The sequence below is a fragment of the Shinella sp. GW821-FHT10F02 genome, assembly GCF_058809275.1.
The window spans coordinates 382,761-400,112 of sequence record NZ_JBXASL010000006.1 but is presented as its reverse complement, the minus strand read 5'-3'; the positions used below and the strand labels follow the sequence as shown (position 1 = coordinate 400,112).

Genomic DNA, 17,352 nt, shown 5'->3' with positions numbered 1-17,352 from the left:
CCGCGTTTCATGGCCAAACCTTTCGGTTCGACCTCCATTGCCGTGCGAGAAGCGGAGCCCGAGCCGTTTTATCGCCAGCTTTTTGCGCGCTCCGGCTTCGGTTTTGCGGCGCTCGACGCCGACGGCCGCATCATCGATGCGAATGCCAGCCTGCTGCGCGCATTCGGCGTCGCGTCCTTCGCGGATCTCCCGCCTTTCACGGATTGCGTCTCGCCCAAGGATCGCCCGGCCATCGCCTTCGCCATGCGCCCGCACCTCGCCGAACAGGCGCCCTGGGAAGTGCGCCTGCTGCGGGCGGACGGCAGCGAATTCTGGGTGCTCGCCTCCTTCATCGAACCGCCGGCCCTTCCCAGCGAGGCGCTGAGCCCGGCAATGATCGTCCAGACGATCGATGTCGATGAACGCAAGCGCAACGCGCTCGAACTGGCGGAACGGGAAAGCCGCTGGAACCATGCGCTGGAATCCGCCGGCCAGGGTGTCTGGGACCATGATTTCGCGCGCGGCGACCTTTTCTATTCCCGCCAGTGGCGCACCATCCGCGGCCTGCGCCCTGACGATCCGATCGACACCTCGCTCGACACCTGGATCCAGACCGTGCATCCCGACGACCGAGCGCATGTGCTGGCCGAAATCGCCAAGCAGGAAAGCGGCGAAGCATCCTTCAACGTCTTCAGCTACCGCGAACGGCACAAGGACGGGCACTGGATCTGGATCGAGAGCCGTGGTGCGGTCGTCGAATACGGCCCAGACGGCAAGCCGAGCCGTATCGCCGGCACGGACACGGACATCACCGAGCACAAGGAAGCGGAAGAACGGCTCGCGCAGATGTCCCGTCGCCTGGAACTGGCCCTCGATATCTCGCGCATCGGCGTTTTCGAGATCAACCTCAAGACGTCCGACGTGCGCTGGGACGACCGCATGATCGGGATTTACGGCCTGGACGGAGATCCGGATTCCGAGACCTGGGAGCGCGCCCTTCATCCCGACGATCGCCTCAAGGCGACGATGACGGTCGCCGACGGCATCTTCCGCGGCCAGGACTTCGTCAACGAGTTCCGCATCATCCGCGGCGATGGCGAGATCCGTCATGTGCGCGGCCGCGCCGCCCCCTATGTCGACCTCACCGGCGTGCCCCGCCTCATCGGCGCGAACTGGGACGTCACCGACGACGTGCGCCTGCAAGAGGAGCTGAAGCGCGCCAAGACTCTCGCCGAGGCCCGCAACGACGAATTGGAAGCGGCACGGGCGCGCATTGAATATACCGCCCTGCACGACCACCTGACCGGCCTGCCGAACCGCCGCTATCTCGACGCGACCATCCAGGCGGCCGCGAAGGAGGCTCAGGAGACCGGCAGCCGGCTCGCGGTGCTGCATATCGACCTCGACCGCTTCAAGGAAATCAACGACACGCTCGGCCACCTCGCCGGCGACCAGATGCTGGTGCATGCCGCGGGCCTGCTGAACGCATTGAAGGGGCCGGACGATTTTGTCGCGCGCATCGGCGGCGACGAGTTCGTCTTCCTCTCCACCGGCTCCGGTGGGCGCAACCTTGCGACGCTTGCCGAAGCGATCGTCGACGCCATGCGCAAGCCCGTGACCTTCAACGGCCATATCTGCCGCTTCGGCGCTAGCGTCGGCATTGCCAGCCTTTCGGGCGCGGCGATCGATGCCAAGCAGCTGCTCGTCAATGCCGACCTCGCCCTCTACCGCGCCAAGAACCGCGGCCGCAGCCGGCATGAATTCTTCACCAGCGATTTCCAGGCGCAGATCATCGTCAACAAGCAGACGGCCGACGAGATCCTCTCCGGCATCGAGCAGCGGCGCTTCCTGCCCTATTACCAGCCGCAGTTCTGCGCCCGCACGCTCGATATCGTCGGCGTCGAGACGCTGGCCCGCTGGGATCACCCCACACGCGGCATTCTCGCGCCCGATGCCTTCCTGAAGATCGCGGAAGACCTCGACTGCGTGGCGACGATCGACCGCATCGTGCTGGAACAGTCGCTTGCCGATTTTGCGCGATGGGAAACACAGGGGCTGGGCATCGCCAAGATCTCGGCCAATGTCTCGTCGAAACGCCTGCACGACCCGGAGCTTGCCCATTCGCTGCGCACGCTCGACATCCGCCCCAAATCGCTCTCCTTCGAACTGCTGGAATCGATCTTCCTCGACGATTGCGACCGCACGGTGCTGGAGAACCTCGCCGAGATGCGCAGGCTCGGCATCGATATCGAGATCGACGATTTCGGCACCGGCCATGCCTCCATCGTCAGCCTGATGAAGCTGAGCCCCCGGCGCCTCAAGATCGACCGCCAGCTCGTCAAGCCGGTCAGCCGCTCGCCGGGCCAGCGCAAGCTCGTCGCCACCATTGTGGAAATCGGCCGCTCGCTGAACATCGAGGTCGTCGCCGAGGGCGTCGAGACGCCGGCGCATGTCGCCATCATGCGCGATCTCGGCTGCGATATCCTGCAGGGTTACGCGCTCGCCCGCCCCATGCCGGCCGACACCATACCGGATTTCGTGCAGCGGCAGGAATGGCGCGCGCAGGCCGGCACCGTGCGCGACCTGCAGAACGAAGTCCGCCGCGCCGTCATTCGCTAGAAACGAAAAAGCCGCCCGGCATCACCGGACGGCTTTTCCTATAGGTGATTGCAGCCGCTGATCAGCTGGCTTCGACCTGGGCGATAGCGACGGCGAGAAGCTCCAGCATCTGGACGCGGATTTCGTCTTCGCTGCGGGCAACACCGGCAGCGTCGAAATCGGCCTTGATCTTGCGCACGACATCCTCATGGCCGACTTCCTCGAAATCGGCGGCGACGACGTCCCTCGCATAGCTGTCCGCGTCGGCGTCCGTCTTGCCGAGCAGGCCGGCAGCCCAGAGGCCGACGAGCTTGTTGCGGCGTGCCTCGGCCCTGAAGCGCAGCTCCTCGTCCAGCGCGAACTTGGCCTCGAAGGCCTTTTCCCGATCCTGCATGTTGGTCATCCGTGACTCCCGTAGATTCTTTTGCCCGTTGGGTTCCCCGCCCATAAATCAAAACGACGGCAAAAGTGCAACGCGAACTTTCGTGAGTTCGGAAGTTCCGGGAAGGCCGGAAAACGGGGGATCGGGCGAGACGCCGATTGTTAAAGTGCAGCATTTCGTTTATGGGAGCGCAAACGAACGACACCTGCGCGGCCCCCAAGCGCGCCAACAACAGAGAAAAATCCATGAACCGTCGCCGCCGTATTTACGAGGGCAAGGGCAAGATTCTTTATGAAGGCCCTGAGCCAGGCACGCTGATCCAGTTCTTCAAGGACGATGCGACCGCCTTCAACAAGAAGAAACACGATGTGATCGACGGAAAGGGCGTGCTGAACAACCGCATCTCCGAGTTCCTCTTCACGCAGCTCAACAAGATGGGTATTCCGACCCATTTCATCCGCCGCCTCAACATGCGCGAGCAGCTGATCAAGGAAGTCGAGATCATCCCGCTCGAAGTGGTCGTGCGCAACGTCGCCGCCGGCTCACTGTCCAAGCGCCTCGGCATCGAGGAAGGCACGGTCCTTCCGCGCTCCATCATCGAATTTTATTTCAAGGCCGATGCGCTCGAAGACCCGATGGTCTCCGAAGAGCACATCACCGCCTTCGGCTGGGCGAGCCCGCAGGAACTCGACGACATCATGGCGCTCGCCATCCGCGTCAACGACTTCCTATCCGGCCTCTTCCTCGGCGTGGGCATCCAGCTCGTCGATTTCAAGATCGAGTGCGGCCGCCTCTATGAAGGCGACATGATGCGCATCATCATCGCCGACGAGATTTCGCCGGACAGCTGCCGCCTGTGGGACATCGCGACCCAGGAGAAGATGGACAAGGACCGCTTCCGCCGTGATCTCGGCGGGCTACTGGAAGCCTACCAGGAAGTCGCCCGGCGCCTGGGCATCATCAACGAAAACGAGCCCGTGCGCGGCACCGGTCCGGTCCTGGTGAAGTAACCCTTCACCGGCCAGCCGAACATATTTGGTTTGAAGAGGAAGACATGATCAAGGCACGCGTAACGGTGACGCTCAAGAACGGTGTTCTGGACCCGCAGGGCAAGGCGATTGAAGGCGCGCTCGACAGCCTCGGCTTCGAGGGCGTCGGCGCTATCCGCCAGGGCAAGGTTTTCGACCTGGAACTCGCCACCGCCGACCGCGCCAAGGCCGAATCCGACCTCAAGGCGATGTGCGACAAGCTGCTGGCCAACACGGTAATCGAGAATTATACTATCGCCCTCGCCTGACGGTTGAAGGACATAGGCAATGGCAGAGGTCACGAACGAACTGCTCTACGAGGTGCTGAAAAGCATCCATGCCCGAATGGACAAATTGGACACGGGGCTTTCCGACCTTCGTAGCGAGATGATCACGATGCGCGGAGCAATCGTGACCGTGCAGCAGGACGTTCATCACATCTATTCGCGGCTAGAGCGCGTCGACCAGCGCCTCGACCGTATCGAAAACCGCCTCGAACTGCGTGAACTCGCCGAGGCCCAGGCAAGGTTTGAACCACACCCATGAAGTCCGCCGTCGTCCAACTTCCCGGCCTCAACCGTGACCGCGACATGATCGCGGCGCTGACCAAGATTTCCGGCGTAGCACCGGTCACCGTCTGGCAGACGGAAACGGACCTGCCGGATGTCGACCTCATCGTCATCCCGGGCGGCTTCTCCTACGGCGATTACCTGCGCTGCGGCGCGATTGCCGCCCGCATGCCCGTCATGCAGGCGATCAAGGCGAAGGCGGAAGCCGGCGTGAAGGTTCTGGGCGTGTGCAACGGCTTCCAGATCCTGCTCGAAGCGGGCCTGCTGCCCGGCGCGCTGATGCGCAATGCCTCGCTGAAATTCGTCTGCCGCGAAGTGAAGCTGGAAGTGGCGAATGCCGAGACCGACTTCACCCGCGCCTATGACAAGGGCCAGATCATCCGCTGCCCTGTTGCCCACCACGACGGCAACTTCTTTGCCGATGCCGAGACGCTTGCCGCGATCGAAGGCAATGGCCAGGTCGTGTTCCGCTACGCGGAAGGCACCAACCCGAACGGCTCGCTGAACGACATTGCCGGCGTCATCAACGCGAAGGGCAACGTGCTCGGGCTGATGCCGCATCCGGAAAACCTCATCGAGGCCGCGCATGGCGGTTCGGACGGTCGCGGCCTCTTCGCATCGGTGCTCGACGTAATCGCTGCTTAACGCACGCTTGTTATCAAGGGCGCATGTCCATTCCCGAAAGGCTTTTCATGCGCCCTCTTCTCCCAGCCAAGCTTCTCCTGCCGCTTGCCGCTATCGCGGCTCTGGCCGCTTGCCAGACGAAGACCCCGGCGCCGAAGGTCAATGGCGGCGCGCTGCCGACCATGGAGCGCGTGGCGCTTGCCGCAAACAGTTGCTGGTTCAAGTCGGGCGACCCGGCCTTCAAGGCCTATCGCCTCGCGCCGGAGCTGAATTCCTTCTCCGGCCGCCCGCGCATCCTCGTCGTGCACCGCAATTCGCCGGAATCCCGTCCGCTGCTCGTCGTGCAGGCGGAAGGCAACCCGGCAAAGCTCGATGCCTTCGGCCCGATGATGGGAGAAGCCGTCGGCGCGCGCATCGCGAGCGATGTCCAGCGCTGGGCCGGCGGCGGCAAGGGCTGCTGAGCGTTAAAACTCAATCCCAGTAGAACGATTTCCGGACCTCGCGGTGTGCCTCGGTGCGGGTGATGCCGATGTCGCGCAGCTCCTCGTCGGTGAGTTCCAGCAGGGCATGGCGTGTGCGCCGCTTCAGGCAATGGGCGCGCAAGGCGAGCCAGGTGCGATAGGCAATTGCGCGCACGGATTTCCTGGGCTCAAGGCCGGATTCGGCGAAGATTGTATCAATTGTCATTGTCAATTCTCCTGAAAAGCCACTGCAATAGTAGCAATCGATACATTCAAGAGATAATTGACTCTATCGGCGGTGCAATATAAGAATTGCCACCATGACAAATTGGCTTCCCGATCTCCAGGCCTCCGACGGGCCGCTTTATGTCCGCATTGCCGACCAGATCGAGCAGGCAATCAATGCCGGCGCGCTCGCATCGGGCAGCAAGCTGCCGCCGCAGCGCAACCTCGCCTATGATATCGGCGTCACCATCGGCACCGTCAGCCGCGCCTACAGCATGGTGCGCGAACGCGGCCTCGTCAGCGGCGAAGTGGGGCGCGGCACCTATGTGCTGGGCACATCGGAGCACAATCCCTCCCCTGCCGTCGATCCGGTCAGCGCGAGGCTCGCCGGCACGCGCGCGGCCAATGCACCGCCTGGAAAACTGCGCTTCGACACGACCGCGGCGACTGACATCGGGCAATCCGCCGCCGTCACTGATATTCTGGCGGCGATCTGCCGGGAGCAGCCGAACGAGATCGCGAGCTACACCCGCAATTTCCCCCGTCACTGGCTGGAGGCCGGCCAACGCTGGCTCGGCAGCGGCGGCTGGCAGCCCGGCATCGACAGCATCGTGCCGACGCTTGGCGCGCATGCGGGCATCATCGCCGCCGTCTCCGTCATCACCGCGCCCGGCGACCGTATCGTCTTCGAGCACCTCACCTATTCCCAGGTCAGCCGCGGCACCGCCCTGCTCGGCCGCCAGACGGCGCTCGTCGAATCGGATGCCTATGGCGTGATCCCGGACGATTTCGAGCGCGTCTGCGTGCAGCAGCACCCCAAGCTCGCCTTCCTGATGAGCGCCGCGCAGAACCCGACGCTCGCCACCATGCCCGAGGACCGCCGCCGCGCCATCGCGGCCATCGCCAAGCGGCACAATGTCTGGCTGATCGAGGACAATCTCTACGGCGCCACCGTGGACAATGGCATTCCGCTGCTTGCCGAAATCGCACCCGACCGGACCTTCCTCGTCGGCGGCCTTTCGAAAAGCGTGGCTGCCGGTGTGCGCGGCGGCTGGATCGCCTGCCCGCCGCACCTGGCGCAGCGCGTGCGCATTGCCCACAAGATGGTGAGCGGCGGCCTGCCCTTCCTGCTGGCCGAAGTTGCCGCCCGCCTCGTGCTTTCAGGCACGGCCGATGCCATCCGCAGCGCCGTCGCCGACGAGGTGCAGGCGCGCGAGGCCATTGCGCGGGAGATTTTGGCAGGGCTGGACTTCGCGTCGCATCCGCGCGTGCCGTTCCTCTGGCTGAAACTGCCCGATCCCTGGCTTTCCGGCACGTTCCGCCAGGCCGCCTTTGCCGAAGATATCCTCATCGACGACGAGGACGAGTTCAAGGCCGGCCGCTCGGAGAAGACGTTTCACCGCGTCCGCATTGGCTTCTCGCCGCCGGAAAACCGCGAGGATGTCGCGTCCGGCCTGACGCGTCTTCGCCGGCTGCTCGTCCATGGCCCGACGGGTTACGACAGCCTCGCCTGACGGCCTCGTTCGCCTGTGATTGCAGGTCATTTTCCTGTCGCACTGCAAAGCAGCATGAGGTAAAGAGACCGCAAAGCTGCCCTCCACCGACAAGACGAGCGACGATGACCATTTCGAACACCCGCCCGATCACCCCGGAGCTGATTGCCGCCCATGGGCTGAAGCCGGATGAATATGACCGCATCCTCTCGCTGATCGGCCGCGAACCGACCTTCACAGAACTCGGCATTTTCTCCGCCATGTGGAACGAGCACTGCTCGTACAAGTCCTCCAAGCGCTGGCTGCGCACGCTGCCGACCAAGGGTCCGCGCGTCATCCAGGGCCCGGGCGAAAATGCCGGCGTGGTGGATATCGACGATGGCGACTGCGTGGTCTTCAAGATGGAGAGCCACAACCACCCCTCCTATATCGAGCCCTACCAGGGTGCTGCGACCGGCGTCGGCGGCATCCTGCGCGACGTCTTCACCATGGGCGCACGCCCGGTCGCGGCGATGAACGCGCTGCGCTTCGGCGCGCCGGACCATCCGAAGACCCGCCACCTCGTGTCCGGCGTCGTTGCCGGCGTGGGCGGCTACGGCAACTCCTTCGGCGTCCCGACGGTCGGCGGCGAAGTCGAGTTCGACGAGCGCTACAATGGCAATATCCTCGTCAATGCCTTTGCGGCGGGCCTTGCCAAGTCCAACGCGATCTTCCTTTCGGAAGCCAAGGGCGTGGGCCTGCCCGTCGTCTATCTCGGCGCCAAGACCGGCCGTGATGGCGTCGGCGGCGCGACCATGGCCTCCGCCGAATTTGACGAGTCGATCGAGGAAAAGCGCCCGACCGTGCAGGTCGGCGACCCCTTCACCGAAAAGTGCCTGCTGGAAGCCTGCCTCGAACTCATGCAGACCGGCGCTGTCATCGCCATCCAGGACATGGGTGCCGCCGGCCTCACCTGCTCCGCCGTTGAAATGGGCGCCAAGGGCGACCTCGGCATCGAGCTGAACCTCGATCTGGTGCCGGTGCGCGAAGAGCAGATGACTGCCTATGAGATGATGCTGTCGGAAAGCCAGGAGCGCATGCTCATGGTTCTGGAGCCCGCGAAGGAAGAAGTCGCCAAGGCGATCTTCGTCAAGTGGGGCCTCGACTTCGCCATCGTCGGCTACACGACGGACGACCTGCGCTTCCGCATCCTGCACCAGGGCGAGGAAGTCGCCAACCTGCCGATCAAGGACCTGGGCGACCAGGCGCCGGAATATGACCGCCCCTGGCGCGAGCCCGGCAAGCCCTCGCCGCTGCCGGCAAGCCTGGTGGCCGAGCCTGCCGACTACAATGAGGCCGTGCTGAAGCTCGTTGGTTCGCCGAACCAGTCGAGCCGCCGCTGGGTCTACGAGCAGTATGACACGCTGATCCAGGGCAATTCGCTGCAGATCCCCGGCGGCGATGCCGGCGTCGTGCGCGTCGAAGGCCATGCCACCAAGGCGCTCGCCTTCTCCTCCGACGTCACCCCGCGTTATGTCGAGGCCGATCCGTTCGAAGGCGGCAAGCAGGCCGTCGCCGAATGCTGGCGCAACATCACGGCGACCGGCGCCGAGCCGCTGGCCTCAACCGACAACCTCAACTTCGGCAACCCGGAAAAGCCGGAAATCATGGGCCAGTTCGTCAAGGCCATCCAGGGCATCGGCGAAGCCTGCCGCGCGCTCGATTTCCCGATCGTCTCCGGCAATGTCTCGCTCTACAACGAGACGAACGGCATCGCGATCCTGCCGACCCCCACCATTGCCGGCGTCGGCCTGCTGCCGGACTGGTCCACCATGGCCAAGATCGGCGGCGCGAAGGACGGCGACCAGCTGATCCTCATCGGTGTCGACGGCAGCCATCTCGGCCAGTCGGTCTATCTGCGCGACGTGCTCGGCATCGTCGATGGCCCGGCACCGGAAGTCGACCTGCATGCCGAACGCCGCAACGGTGATTTCGTGCGCTCGGCCATCCGCAACGGCCAGGTCACCGCCTGCCACGACATTTCCTCGGGCGGCCTCGTGGTCGCACTTGCCGAAATGGCGATGTCGTCCGGCAAGGGCGCCACGGTGGATCTTTCGGGTTCCAACGGCCCGGCCCATGCGCTGCTCTTCGGCGAAGATCAGGCGCGTTACGTCATCGCCGTCCCGTCCGATCTCGCCAACTTCCTCAGCGCCAATGCCGAGGGTGCGGGCGTGCCGTTCCGCCGTCTCGGCACGGTGGGCGGCGATGCGCTCGTCGTGGAGGGCCGCCTGTCGCTCGCCATTGAGCAATTGCGCAACACCCATGAATCGTGGTTCCCTGACTTCATGGATGGCAACGGCAACGCCGCTGCCGCCGCGGAATAATTATAAGGGAGCAGTACCGATGCCTATGTCACCCGGCGATATCGAAGACATGATCAAGTCCGGCATTCCCGGTGCGAAGGTTGTCATCCGCGATCTTGCCGGCGACGGGGATCACTATGCGGCCGAGGTCGTCGCGGAAGCGTTTCGCGGCAAGACCCGCGTGCAGCAGCACCAGATGGTCTATGACGCCCTGAAGGGCAATATGGGCGGGGTGCTGCATGCGCTCGCCCTCCAGACCTCCATTCCGGAGTAATCCACGATGGCCGGTCTCCTCGATGAACTCGTCTCCGGCGTGGTCGATGCGGCTCTCAAGGAGGTGCTGAAGAAGACCGGCGTGCGCAAGACAACGGCCAAGCGCACGCGCCGCAGGACGACGACGCGCAAGAAGACCTCCGGCGGGCTGCTCAGCGACATCCTCGAAGCGGCGCTGAAGCCGGCGGCGAAGAAGCCGGCCCGGCGCCCGCGCAAGCAGGTAAGCCGCCGTCGCACCGCCGCCAGCCGCTCGCGCCAGCGCGGCCGGTAGGGCGCGACCATCGCGCAACAGCCCAGGAAATCGTAAGGGAGCCCCTTGCGTTTTTTCTGAGGGCCTTCTGGCAATTGTCATCCGAGATTGTTATCTAGGGCGGACGGTTCATCGCATCGGCCCTTGAAGCCGATTTGCCAAGGAATACTGCAATGAGCATCCACGATTTCATCGCAAACGAAGTAAAGAACAACGACGTCGTCGTCTTCATGAAGGGCACGCCGGAATTCCCGCAGTGTGGGTTCTCCGGTCAGGTCGTGCAGATCCTCGACTATGTGGGTGTGGACTACAAGGGCATCAACGTGCTCGCCGACGCCGACATCCGCCAGGGCATCAAGGACTATTCCAACTGGCCGACCATTCCCCAGCTTTATGTGAAGGGTGAGTTCGTCGGCGGTTGCGACATCGTGCGCGAGATGTTCCAGTCGGGCGAATTGCAGTCCCATCTTCAGGAACAGGGTATTTCGATCAAGGGCGCTGCCTGACGCTTAACGGTCCTTCCGGCCGGCCAAGCTTTTAAAGGCGCCGCATTCCCAGCGGCGCCTTCTCTCTTTTATGGAATAAATTCTTATGTCCGGACTATCCCCCGAATCGGCCCAGCGCCTCAAAGGCATGGGCAAGATAGAATTCATTGCGCTCATGGCGCTGCTGATGGCGCTCAATGCTCTCGCCATCGACATCATGCTGCCCGGCCTGCAGGAAATCGGCGCCAGCCTTGGCGTCGAGAACGAGAACCACCGGCAATATGTCATTTCCGCCTACCTGATCGGCTTCGCCTTCGCGCAGCTGCTCTACGGCCCGATATCGGACCGGTTCGGCCGCCGCGCGCCGATGTTCTTCGGCCTCGGCGTCTATGTCGTGTCGTCGCTGGCGGCGATCTTCGTGCCGAGCTTCGCAGCACTGCTGGCGCTGCGCTTCATCCAGGGCATCGGCTCGGCCGCCATGCGCGTCATCACCATCTCCATCGTGCGCGACATTTTCGGCGGCCGCACGATGGCGGAGGTCATGTCGCTGATCATGATGGTCTTCATGGTCGTGCCGGTGCTGGCCCCGGGCACGGGCCAGGTCGTCATGCTGTTTGGCGACTGGCACCTGATCTTCGTCTTCATGGCCGTCATGGCCTCGGTCGTCTGGGCGTGGATGTACTTTCGCCTGCCGGAAACCCTGCATGCCGATGACGTGCGCCCCTTCACGGTGCGCTCGGTGCTGCAAGGTTTCCGCATCGTGCTGACCAACCGCGTGGCGCTCTGCTACACGCTGGCGAGCACCTTCATCTTCGGCGCGCTGTTCGGCTTCATCAACTCCGCACAGCAGATCTATGTCGGCATCTACGGGCTTGGCGTCTGGTTCCCGGTCGCCTTTGCCGGCGTCGCGGCCTTCATGGCGCTGTCGTCCTTCGTCAATGCGCGGCTCGTCGGCCAGTTCGGCATGCGCCGGCTGTCGCATGGTGCATTGCTCGGCTTCCTCGCCGTCAACACGCTGTGGCTGCTTCTGACGCTCGTCTGGGCGCCGCATGTGCCGTTCGCCATCTTCATCGTGCTCTTCGCGCTGTCGATGTTCCAGTTCGGCTGGATCGGCTCGAACTTCAACTCGCTCGCCATGGAGCCGCTCGGCCACGTCGCCGGCACGGCCTCCTCCGTGCTCGGCTTCATGGGCACGGCCGGCGGCACGATCCTCGGCGCGATCATCGGCCAGGCTTTCAACGGTACCGCCCTGCCGCTCGTCATGGGCTTCTTCTCGCTGTCGATCATCGGCCTGATCTTCGTGCTGATCGCCGAACACGGGATGCTGTTCCAGCCGCATAACCAGCCGGTCTGACGAGCTCCATACCTCTCCGCCGTCATGGTCGGGCTAGACCCGACCATCCACGCCGCGGGTGCAGATGGATCCTCGGGTCAAGCCCGAGGATGACGGGAGGAGAAGTTGCAGGCAAAGAAAAGCCCGGCTACCATTGGCAGCCGGGCCTTTTTGTTGGGCCGAAAGCCCCCTCAGTCGACGAAGACCTCGCGGCGCAGCATCTCCCAGCTGTCCTTGTCCGGCGCCACCAGCAGGCCGCCCTCGACATGGTGCGGCTGATAGGGCGAGCCGTCGAAGCGGGCGGCATAGGCGCCGGCTTCCTGGGCGATCAGCGTGCCGGCCAGGTGATCCCAGGGCATCAGCTTGTTGTACATCAGGTAATGCAGGTGGCCGCCGGCGAAGGTGCGGTATTCGTGCGCCGCGCAGCGATAGTTCGAAACGAAGGCCACCTTGGCGAGGTTCGACAGGATGCGGGCGCGCCGCTCGCGATCGAGAAAGCTGGTGGAGGCCATGCCGGTCATGGCTTCGAGCGGTGCCGCACCGCGCGTTTTCAGCTTGACGGCCGGGCGGTGATCGCCGGTCTGCCAGGCGCCGCCGCCCTTTTCCGCCATCACGAAATCGTCGCCCATCGGGTCGTAGATGATGCCGCCGACGGTCTCGCCGCCGGAGACGATCGCCGCCATGACGCCGAAGAGCGGCACGCCGGAGGCGAAGTTGAACGTGCCGTCGATCGGGTCGACGACGATGGCAAGCTCGGCATCGGCCAGTTTCGGCAGCAGCGCCGGATCGGCCGCAACCGATTCCTCGCCGACGAAGAGCACGCCCGGAAACTGCGCAGCGACCTCTTTCTTGATGAAGCGTTCGGCCGCTTCGTCGGCCTCCGTCACCAGGTCGTTGGCGTCCGCCTTGGTGCGGATGTCGCTCTTGGCGAGCGCGCGAAAGCGCGGGCGGATTTCGGCCTCGGCGGCCTGTGCAAGCACCAGCGCCAGGGCATTGATGTCAATCGTCGTCATTCGTGTCTTACCGTTTCGAGGGAGGAGAAATCGAAAAGTTTCGGGTCGAGGAGATGGGACGGGTTGGTGTGGCCGAGTGCCCGCAGCATGGCATCCTTGCGGCCCGGCATGCGCGTCTCGATATCGGCCAGCATCGCCTTCATCGCATTGCGCTGGAGGCCGTCCTGCGAGCCGCAGAGATCGCAGGGAATGATCGGAAACTGCATGGCGGCGGCGAATTTCGCGAGATCCTCCTCCGCCGCATAGGCGAGCGGGCGCAGCACCATGAGGTCGCCTTCGTCATTGAGCAGCTTCGGCGGCATGGCGGCGAGCCGGCCACCGTGGAAGAAGTTCATGAAGAAGGTTTCGAGAATGTCTTCCCGGTGGTGGCCGAGCACCAGCGCATCGCAGCCCTCTTCGCGCGCGATGCGATAGAGATTGCCACGCCGCAGTCGCGAGCACAGCGAACAATAGGTCGCGCCCGCCGGCACCTTCTCCTTCACGATGGAATAGGTGTCGCGGTATTCGATGCGGTGCTTGATGCCGATCGAGGACAGGTATTCCGGCAGGATATGTTTTGGAAAATTCGGCTGGCCCTGGTCGAGATTGCAGGCGATGAGCTCCACCGGCAGCAGGCCGCGCCATTGCAGGTCCATCAACAGCGCCAGCAGGCCATAACTGTCCTTGCCGCCGGAGACGCCAACGAGCCAGCGCTTCTGGCCCTTCAGCATGGAAAAGTCGTCCATCGCCTGGCGCACTTGGCGAAGCAAGCGCTTGCGCAGCTTGTTGAAGGAGACGCTCCTGGGGGCATCCACAAAGAGCGGATGACGGCCGTCGTCCGGTGCGTCGTCGTCGGTATCTGCAAATGCGAGGGTCATGGGTTTGCAATGCCCCGAACGCGGCTCACAATCAAGCCCCGAAGACCGACCAGCCCGTCCGCGCCGCCAGCATTTCCAGCGCCAGCGAGCCGAGCAGCGAGTTGCCGTTGTCGTTCAGCCCCGGCGACCAGACCGCTACCGAGGCCTTGCCCGGTGCCACGGCGAGGATGCCGCCACCCACGCCGCTCTTGCCCGGCAAGCCGACGCGATAGGCGAAGTCGCCGGAACCGTCATAGTGGCCGCAGGTCAGCATCAGCGCGTTGATGCGGCGCGCGCGCATATGCGAGACGACGCGGTGGCCGGTCAGCGGGTTGGTACCGCTGTTGGCGAGGAACAGCCCCGTCTTGGCGAGCTGCCGGCAGCTCATCGCCAGCGCGCATTGATGGAAATAGACGCCGAGCACCAGTTCGGCCGCGTGGTCGAGCTTGCCGAAGGAGCGCATGAAATTGGCGAGCGCGAAATTCCGAAACCCCGTCGCCTGCTCGGACCGCGCCACGGCCTGGTCGATGATGATGTCGTCCTCATCCGCAAGGTAGCGCAGGAATCGCACGATCTCGCCGATCGCCTCCTTCGGCGTATGCCCGGCCAGAATGAGGTCCGTGATGGCGATGGCGCCGGCATTGATGAAGGGATTGCGCGGAATGCCGCCCTCGTGCTCCAGCTGGACGATGGAGTTGAAGGCAGATCCCGAAGGTTCCCGCCCGACCCGCTTCCAGATCGCCTCGCCATGTTTGCCGAGCGCCAGCGTCAGCGTGAAAACCTTGGAAATGCTCTGGATCGAGAAGGCTTCTTCCGCGTCGCCCGCGAGATACGTCGTGCCATCGACGCTGACGACGGCCATGCCGAACTTCTGCGGGTCCACATGCGCAAGCTGCGGAATGTAATTCGCCACCCTGCCCTCGCCACGCCGTGGCGACAGCGTCGCATGGATCTCGTCGACGATAGCCTGCAAATCCGTCATGCCGTTTCCCCCAAAAGAAAAAGCCGCCAATCTCTTGGCGGCTTTTCCAGATTTCGCAAGGTGTCGACCGCGATTAACGCGAGTAGAATTCGACGACCAGGTGCGGTTCCATGACGACGGCGTAGGGCACGTCGGAGAGAACCGGGATGCGGACGAAGGTGGCGACCATCTTGTTGTGATCGACTTCGATATAGTCCGGAACGTCGCGTTCAGCGAGGCCAACGGATTCCAGAACCGTGACGAGCTGCTTGGACTTGTCCTTGACTTCGATGACGTCGCCCGGCTTGCAACGGTAGGAACCGATGTTGACGCGAACGCCGTTGACCTTGACGTGGCCGTGGTTGACGAACTGACGGGCAGCGAAGACCGTCGGGACGAACTTGGCGCGGTACACGATCGCGTCGAGGCGCGATTCGAGCAGGCCGATCAGGTTTTCCGGGGTGTCGCCCTTGCGGCGCTCGGCTTCAGCGAAGATCGCGCGGAACTGCTTCTCGCGGATGTCGCCATAGTAGCCCTTCAGCTTCTGCTTGGCGCGGAGCTGAACACCGAAGTCCGAAAGCTTGGACTTGCGGCGCTGGCCGTGCTGGCCGGGGCCGTATTCGCGGCGGTTGACCGGGGACTTCGGACGGCCCCAGATGTTTTCGCCCATGCGGCGGTCGATTTTGTACTTGGATGCAGCGCGCTTGCTCATCGCATTTCCTCTAGTCTTGTTATTGCCTGCCCGTTGCCGGACCGGCTGAAGGAAACACGCCCTCCTCTGAACCTTTTCGAGGCTCCGACAGGTTTCTCACGATCGCGACCGGAGAATCCACGGGACATGTCAAATGAAACACCGGACATTGCTGCCCGGCGTTGGCGGGTCATTAGGCGGGTTTCACAAATTTGTCAACGCGCGGCGCCCGGAAAATCCGACTATTCCGCCGCATCCTGCCGGGAATCCGTCAGGTCCGGCCCGTTAGCGTCGCCAGGCTTCGTCTCGCAGCCGAGATCCGGGAAGGCGACGATGCGGTGGCCGGCGAGATCGCTGTGCACCACGACCAGCCCCTGTTCCTCGAAATAACCGAGCAAACGCCGCGCACGGCGGGCGGAATGGGTGCCGTAGGCGCGCGCGATCATCGCATCCGAGGGGCAGGCAAGGCCGCGCACGGCGGCTTGCGCGACGAGCAGGAAGACGCCCTGCAGGTCCTCGGTGACGCTGCGGGACAGATCGAGCGCCCTCGCCCAGATTTCCGTTCCCGCCGTCTCGGCATCGACGCCGGATCGCGCGACCGCCATCTTGCGCCGGAAGGCCGGCAGCGAGAGCGGCGCGCCGGGCACGCGGCGGATGCGGCAGCGCACGAGGAAATCCTGGAACAGTTCAGCATCCGCCCTAAAGGCCGCATCGGGATGGCCGAGGATTTCGGCCAGCGTGCGGTCGAGCAGGTCTTCGCGTTCCTCGGCGGTGATTTCAGGCGCCGCAGCCTTCGCCGGCTCCGCCACCGGCTCCGGCCGGGCGCGGGAGAGTTCGGCGAGGATATCCGTCGTCGGCCGCGGCGCCGGCGGTGCGCGGCGAACGAGCGGGCGCGAAAACTCTTCCGGATCGGGCGTGAAGATCAGGTCTTCGACATCCTGGGGTGCGTCCGGCAGCGGCATCAGCTTGGGACTGGTCGAGCGCGCGGAGGTTTCCACGGCGCCGATCTCCACCGGCAGCGGGCGGCGCGACAGCGCCGGCCCGAGCGCCACGAAGGAGCCGCGCGGCAGGTCGCGGAACATTTCCGCCTGCCGGCGGTCAAGGCCGAGCAGGTCGGCGGCGCGTGCCATGTCGATGTCGAGGAAGGTGCGGCCCATCAGGAAGTTAGAGGCCTCGGCCGCGACGTTCTTGGCGAGCTTGGCGAGGCGCTGCGTGGCGATGACACCGGCCAGGCCGCGCTTGCGGCCGCGGCACATCAGGTTGGTCATCGCGCCGAGCGAGAGTTTTCGCGCTTCTTCCGACACTTCACCGCCGGAGGCCGGCGCAAAGAGCTGCGCCTCGTCGACGACGACGAGCACCGGATACCAGAAGTCCCGGTCCGCATCGAAGAGCGCATTGAGGAAGATGCCGGCCGCGCGCATCTGCTCGTCGGCCTCAAGTCCTTCGAGCGAGAGCACGCAGGAGACGCGGTGCTGGCGGATGCGGTTGGCGATGCCGACGAGTTCGGCTTCCGTGCGCTCGCCGTCGACGACGACATGGCCGAATCGGTCCGACAGCGTGACGAAGTCGCCTTCGGGATCGATGATGACCTGCTGCACCCATTGCGCGGACTGTTCGAGCAGGCGGCGCAGCAGATGCGACTTTCCCGAGCCCGAATTGCCCTGCACCAGCAGGCGGGTCGCCAGCAGTTCCTCGATATCGAGCCTGGCCGGTGCACCGCCCTGCACCGTTCCCATGTCGATGCCGACCTTCATGCCATTCCTCGTTTCCGTCCGAAAGACAGCCGCGGTTCTATTGGACCGCGCGCAT

19 protein-coding genes are annotated in these 17,352 nt (G+C 64.2%); 12 read left to right on the top strand and 7 right to left on the bottom strand.

What is annotated here, in order from left to right; all coding sequences use genetic code 11:
- Window positions 1–9: 9 nt before the first annotated feature.
- On the top strand, window positions 10–2,598 hold the full coding sequence (locus tag AC1RWL_RS20725) for a sensor domain-containing protein (protein ID WP_493097015.1): 2,589 nt from the start codon (window positions 10–12) through the stop codon (window positions 2,596–2,598).
- A 61-nt stretch (window positions 2,599–2,659) separates the two neighbouring features.
- On the opposite strand, the gene AC1RWL_RS20720 is transcribed toward AC1RWL_RS20725, so the two are convergent.
- On the bottom strand, window positions 2,660–2,980 hold the full coding sequence (locus AC1RWL_RS20720; RefSeq protein ID WP_319321611.1) for a DUF1476 domain-containing protein: 321 nt from the start codon (window positions 2,978–2,980) through the stop codon (window positions 2,660–2,662).
- Window positions 2,981–3,204: 224 nt separating this feature from the next.
- Here AC1RWL_RS20720 and purC point away from each other — a divergent pair, with 224 nt between their 5' ends.
- Genes purC through AC1RWL_RS20695 form a run of 5 tightly spaced genes read left to right on the top strand, consistent with a single transcriptional unit; the run spans window position 3,205 to window position 5,641 of the window.
- The gene (gene purC / locus AC1RWL_RS20715; protein WP_256115728.1) at window positions 3,205–3,969 is read left to right on the top strand and encodes a phosphoribosylaminoimidazolesuccinocarboxamide synthase; all 765 of its coding nucleotides are present in this window, start codon (window positions 3,205–3,207) and stop codon (window positions 3,967–3,969) included.
- Window positions 3,970–4,013: 44 nt separating this feature from the next.
- Entirely contained in the window at window positions 4,014–4,256 is a 243-nt protein-coding gene (purS, locus tag AC1RWL_RS20710) for a phosphoribosylformylglycinamidine synthase subunit PurS (RefSeq protein WP_493097014.1), read from the top strand.
- A gap of 19 nt (window positions 4,257–4,275) precedes the next feature.
- Entirely contained in the window at window positions 4,276–4,533 is a 258-nt protein-coding gene (locus AC1RWL_RS20705) for a hypothetical protein (RefSeq protein ID WP_256115725.1), read from the top strand.
- On the top strand, window positions 4,530–5,201 hold the full coding sequence (purQ, locus tag AC1RWL_RS20700) for a phosphoribosylformylglycinamidine synthase subunit PurQ (protein ID WP_319321620.1): 672 nt from the start codon (window positions 4,530–4,532) through the stop codon (window positions 5,199–5,201). The genes AC1RWL_RS20705 and purQ overlap by 4 nt, the downstream gene beginning before the upstream one ends.
- 47 nt (window positions 5,202–5,248) lie before the next feature.
- A complete protein-coding gene (locus tag AC1RWL_RS20695) occupies window positions 5,249–5,641 on the top strand; it encodes a hypothetical protein (RefSeq protein ID WP_493097013.1) in 393 nt (130 codons plus the stop codon).
- A 10-nt stretch (window positions 5,642–5,651) separates the two neighbouring features.
- Here AC1RWL_RS20695 and AC1RWL_RS20690 read toward each other — a convergent pair whose 3' ends face one another.
- Window positions 5,652–5,867: a DUF1127 domain-containing protein gene (locus AC1RWL_RS20690; protein WP_493097012.1), complete on the bottom strand. Its 216-nt coding sequence runs from the start codon at window positions 5,865–5,867 to the stop codon at window positions 5,652–5,654.
- 94 nt (window positions 5,868–5,961) lie between these two features.
- Here AC1RWL_RS20690 and AC1RWL_RS20685 point away from each other — a divergent pair, with 94 nt between their 5' ends.
- The 6 genes from AC1RWL_RS20685 to AC1RWL_RS20660 all read left to right on the top strand — a co-directional run bounded on the left by AC1RWL_RS20685 (window position 5,962) and on the right by AC1RWL_RS20660 (window position 12,063).
- On the top strand, window positions 5,962–7,380 hold the full coding sequence (locus AC1RWL_RS20685; RefSeq protein ID WP_493097011.1) for an aminotransferase-like domain-containing protein: 1,419 nt from the start codon (window positions 5,962–5,964) through the stop codon (window positions 7,378–7,380).
- Between the two features lie 104 nt (window positions 7,381–7,484).
- Entirely contained in the window at window positions 7,485–9,722 is a 2,238-nt protein-coding gene (gene purL / locus AC1RWL_RS20680) for a phosphoribosylformylglycinamidine synthase subunit PurL (protein WP_493097010.1), read from the top strand.
- A gap of 19 nt (window positions 9,723–9,741) precedes the next feature.
- Window positions 9,742–9,975: a BolA/IbaG family iron-sulfur metabolism protein gene (locus AC1RWL_RS20675; protein ID WP_256115719.1), complete on the top strand. Its 234-nt coding sequence runs from the start codon at window positions 9,742–9,744 to the stop codon at window positions 9,973–9,975.
- Window positions 9,976–9,981: 6 nt separating this feature from the next.
- Window positions 9,982–10,245 (top strand): hypothetical protein, encoded by a 264-nt coding sequence (locus AC1RWL_RS20670; protein ID WP_493097009.1) that lies wholly within the window; start codon window positions 9,982–9,984, stop codon window positions 10,243–10,245.
- A 152-nt stretch (window positions 10,246–10,397) separates the two neighbouring features.
- Window positions 10,398–10,730: a Grx4 family monothiol glutaredoxin gene (gene grxD, locus AC1RWL_RS20665; RefSeq protein ID WP_256115717.1), complete on the top strand. Its 333-nt coding sequence runs from the start codon at window positions 10,398–10,400 to the stop codon at window positions 10,728–10,730.
- A gap of 127 nt (window positions 10,731–10,857) precedes the next feature.
- Window positions 10,858–12,063 carry a multidrug effflux MFS transporter gene (locus AC1RWL_RS20660; RefSeq protein ID WP_493097087.1) on the top strand — a complete coding sequence of 402 codons (1,206 nt, stop codon included), beginning with the start codon at window positions 10,858–10,860 and terminating at the stop codon, window positions 12,061–12,063.
- Between the two features lie 170 nt (window positions 12,064–12,233).
- Here AC1RWL_RS20660 and AC1RWL_RS20655 read toward each other — a convergent pair whose 3' ends face one another.
- From AC1RWL_RS20655 to AC1RWL_RS20635, 5 genes are all read right to left on the bottom strand, one after another.
- The gene (locus AC1RWL_RS20655) at window positions 12,234–13,055 is read right to left on the bottom strand and encodes an inositol monophosphatase family protein (RefSeq protein WP_435265461.1); all 822 of its coding nucleotides are present in this window, start codon (window positions 13,053–13,055) and stop codon (window positions 12,234–12,236) included.
- Window positions 13,052–13,912: a tRNA 2-thiocytidine(32) synthetase TtcA gene (gene ttcA / locus AC1RWL_RS20650; RefSeq protein WP_493097008.1), complete on the bottom strand. Its 861-nt coding sequence runs from the start codon at window positions 13,910–13,912 to the stop codon at window positions 13,052–13,054. The genes AC1RWL_RS20655 and ttcA overlap by 4 nt, the downstream gene beginning before the upstream one ends.
- A 31-nt stretch (window positions 13,913–13,943) precedes the next feature.
- A complete protein-coding gene (locus tag AC1RWL_RS20645) occupies window positions 13,944–14,873 on the bottom strand; it encodes a glutaminase (RefSeq protein ID WP_256115714.1) in 930 nt (309 codons plus the stop codon).
- Window positions 14,874–14,946: 73 nt separating this feature from the next.
- On the bottom strand, window positions 14,947–15,564 hold the full coding sequence (rpsD, locus tag AC1RWL_RS20640; protein ID WP_256115713.1) for a 30S ribosomal protein S4: 618 nt from the start codon (window positions 15,562–15,564) through the stop codon (window positions 14,947–14,949).
- Between the two features lie 221 nt (window positions 15,565–15,785).
- A complete protein-coding gene (locus tag AC1RWL_RS20635) occupies window positions 15,786–17,297 on the bottom strand; it encodes an ATP-binding protein (RefSeq protein WP_493097007.1) in 1,512 nt (503 codons plus the stop codon).
- Window positions 17,298–17,352: the final 55 nt, after the last annotated feature.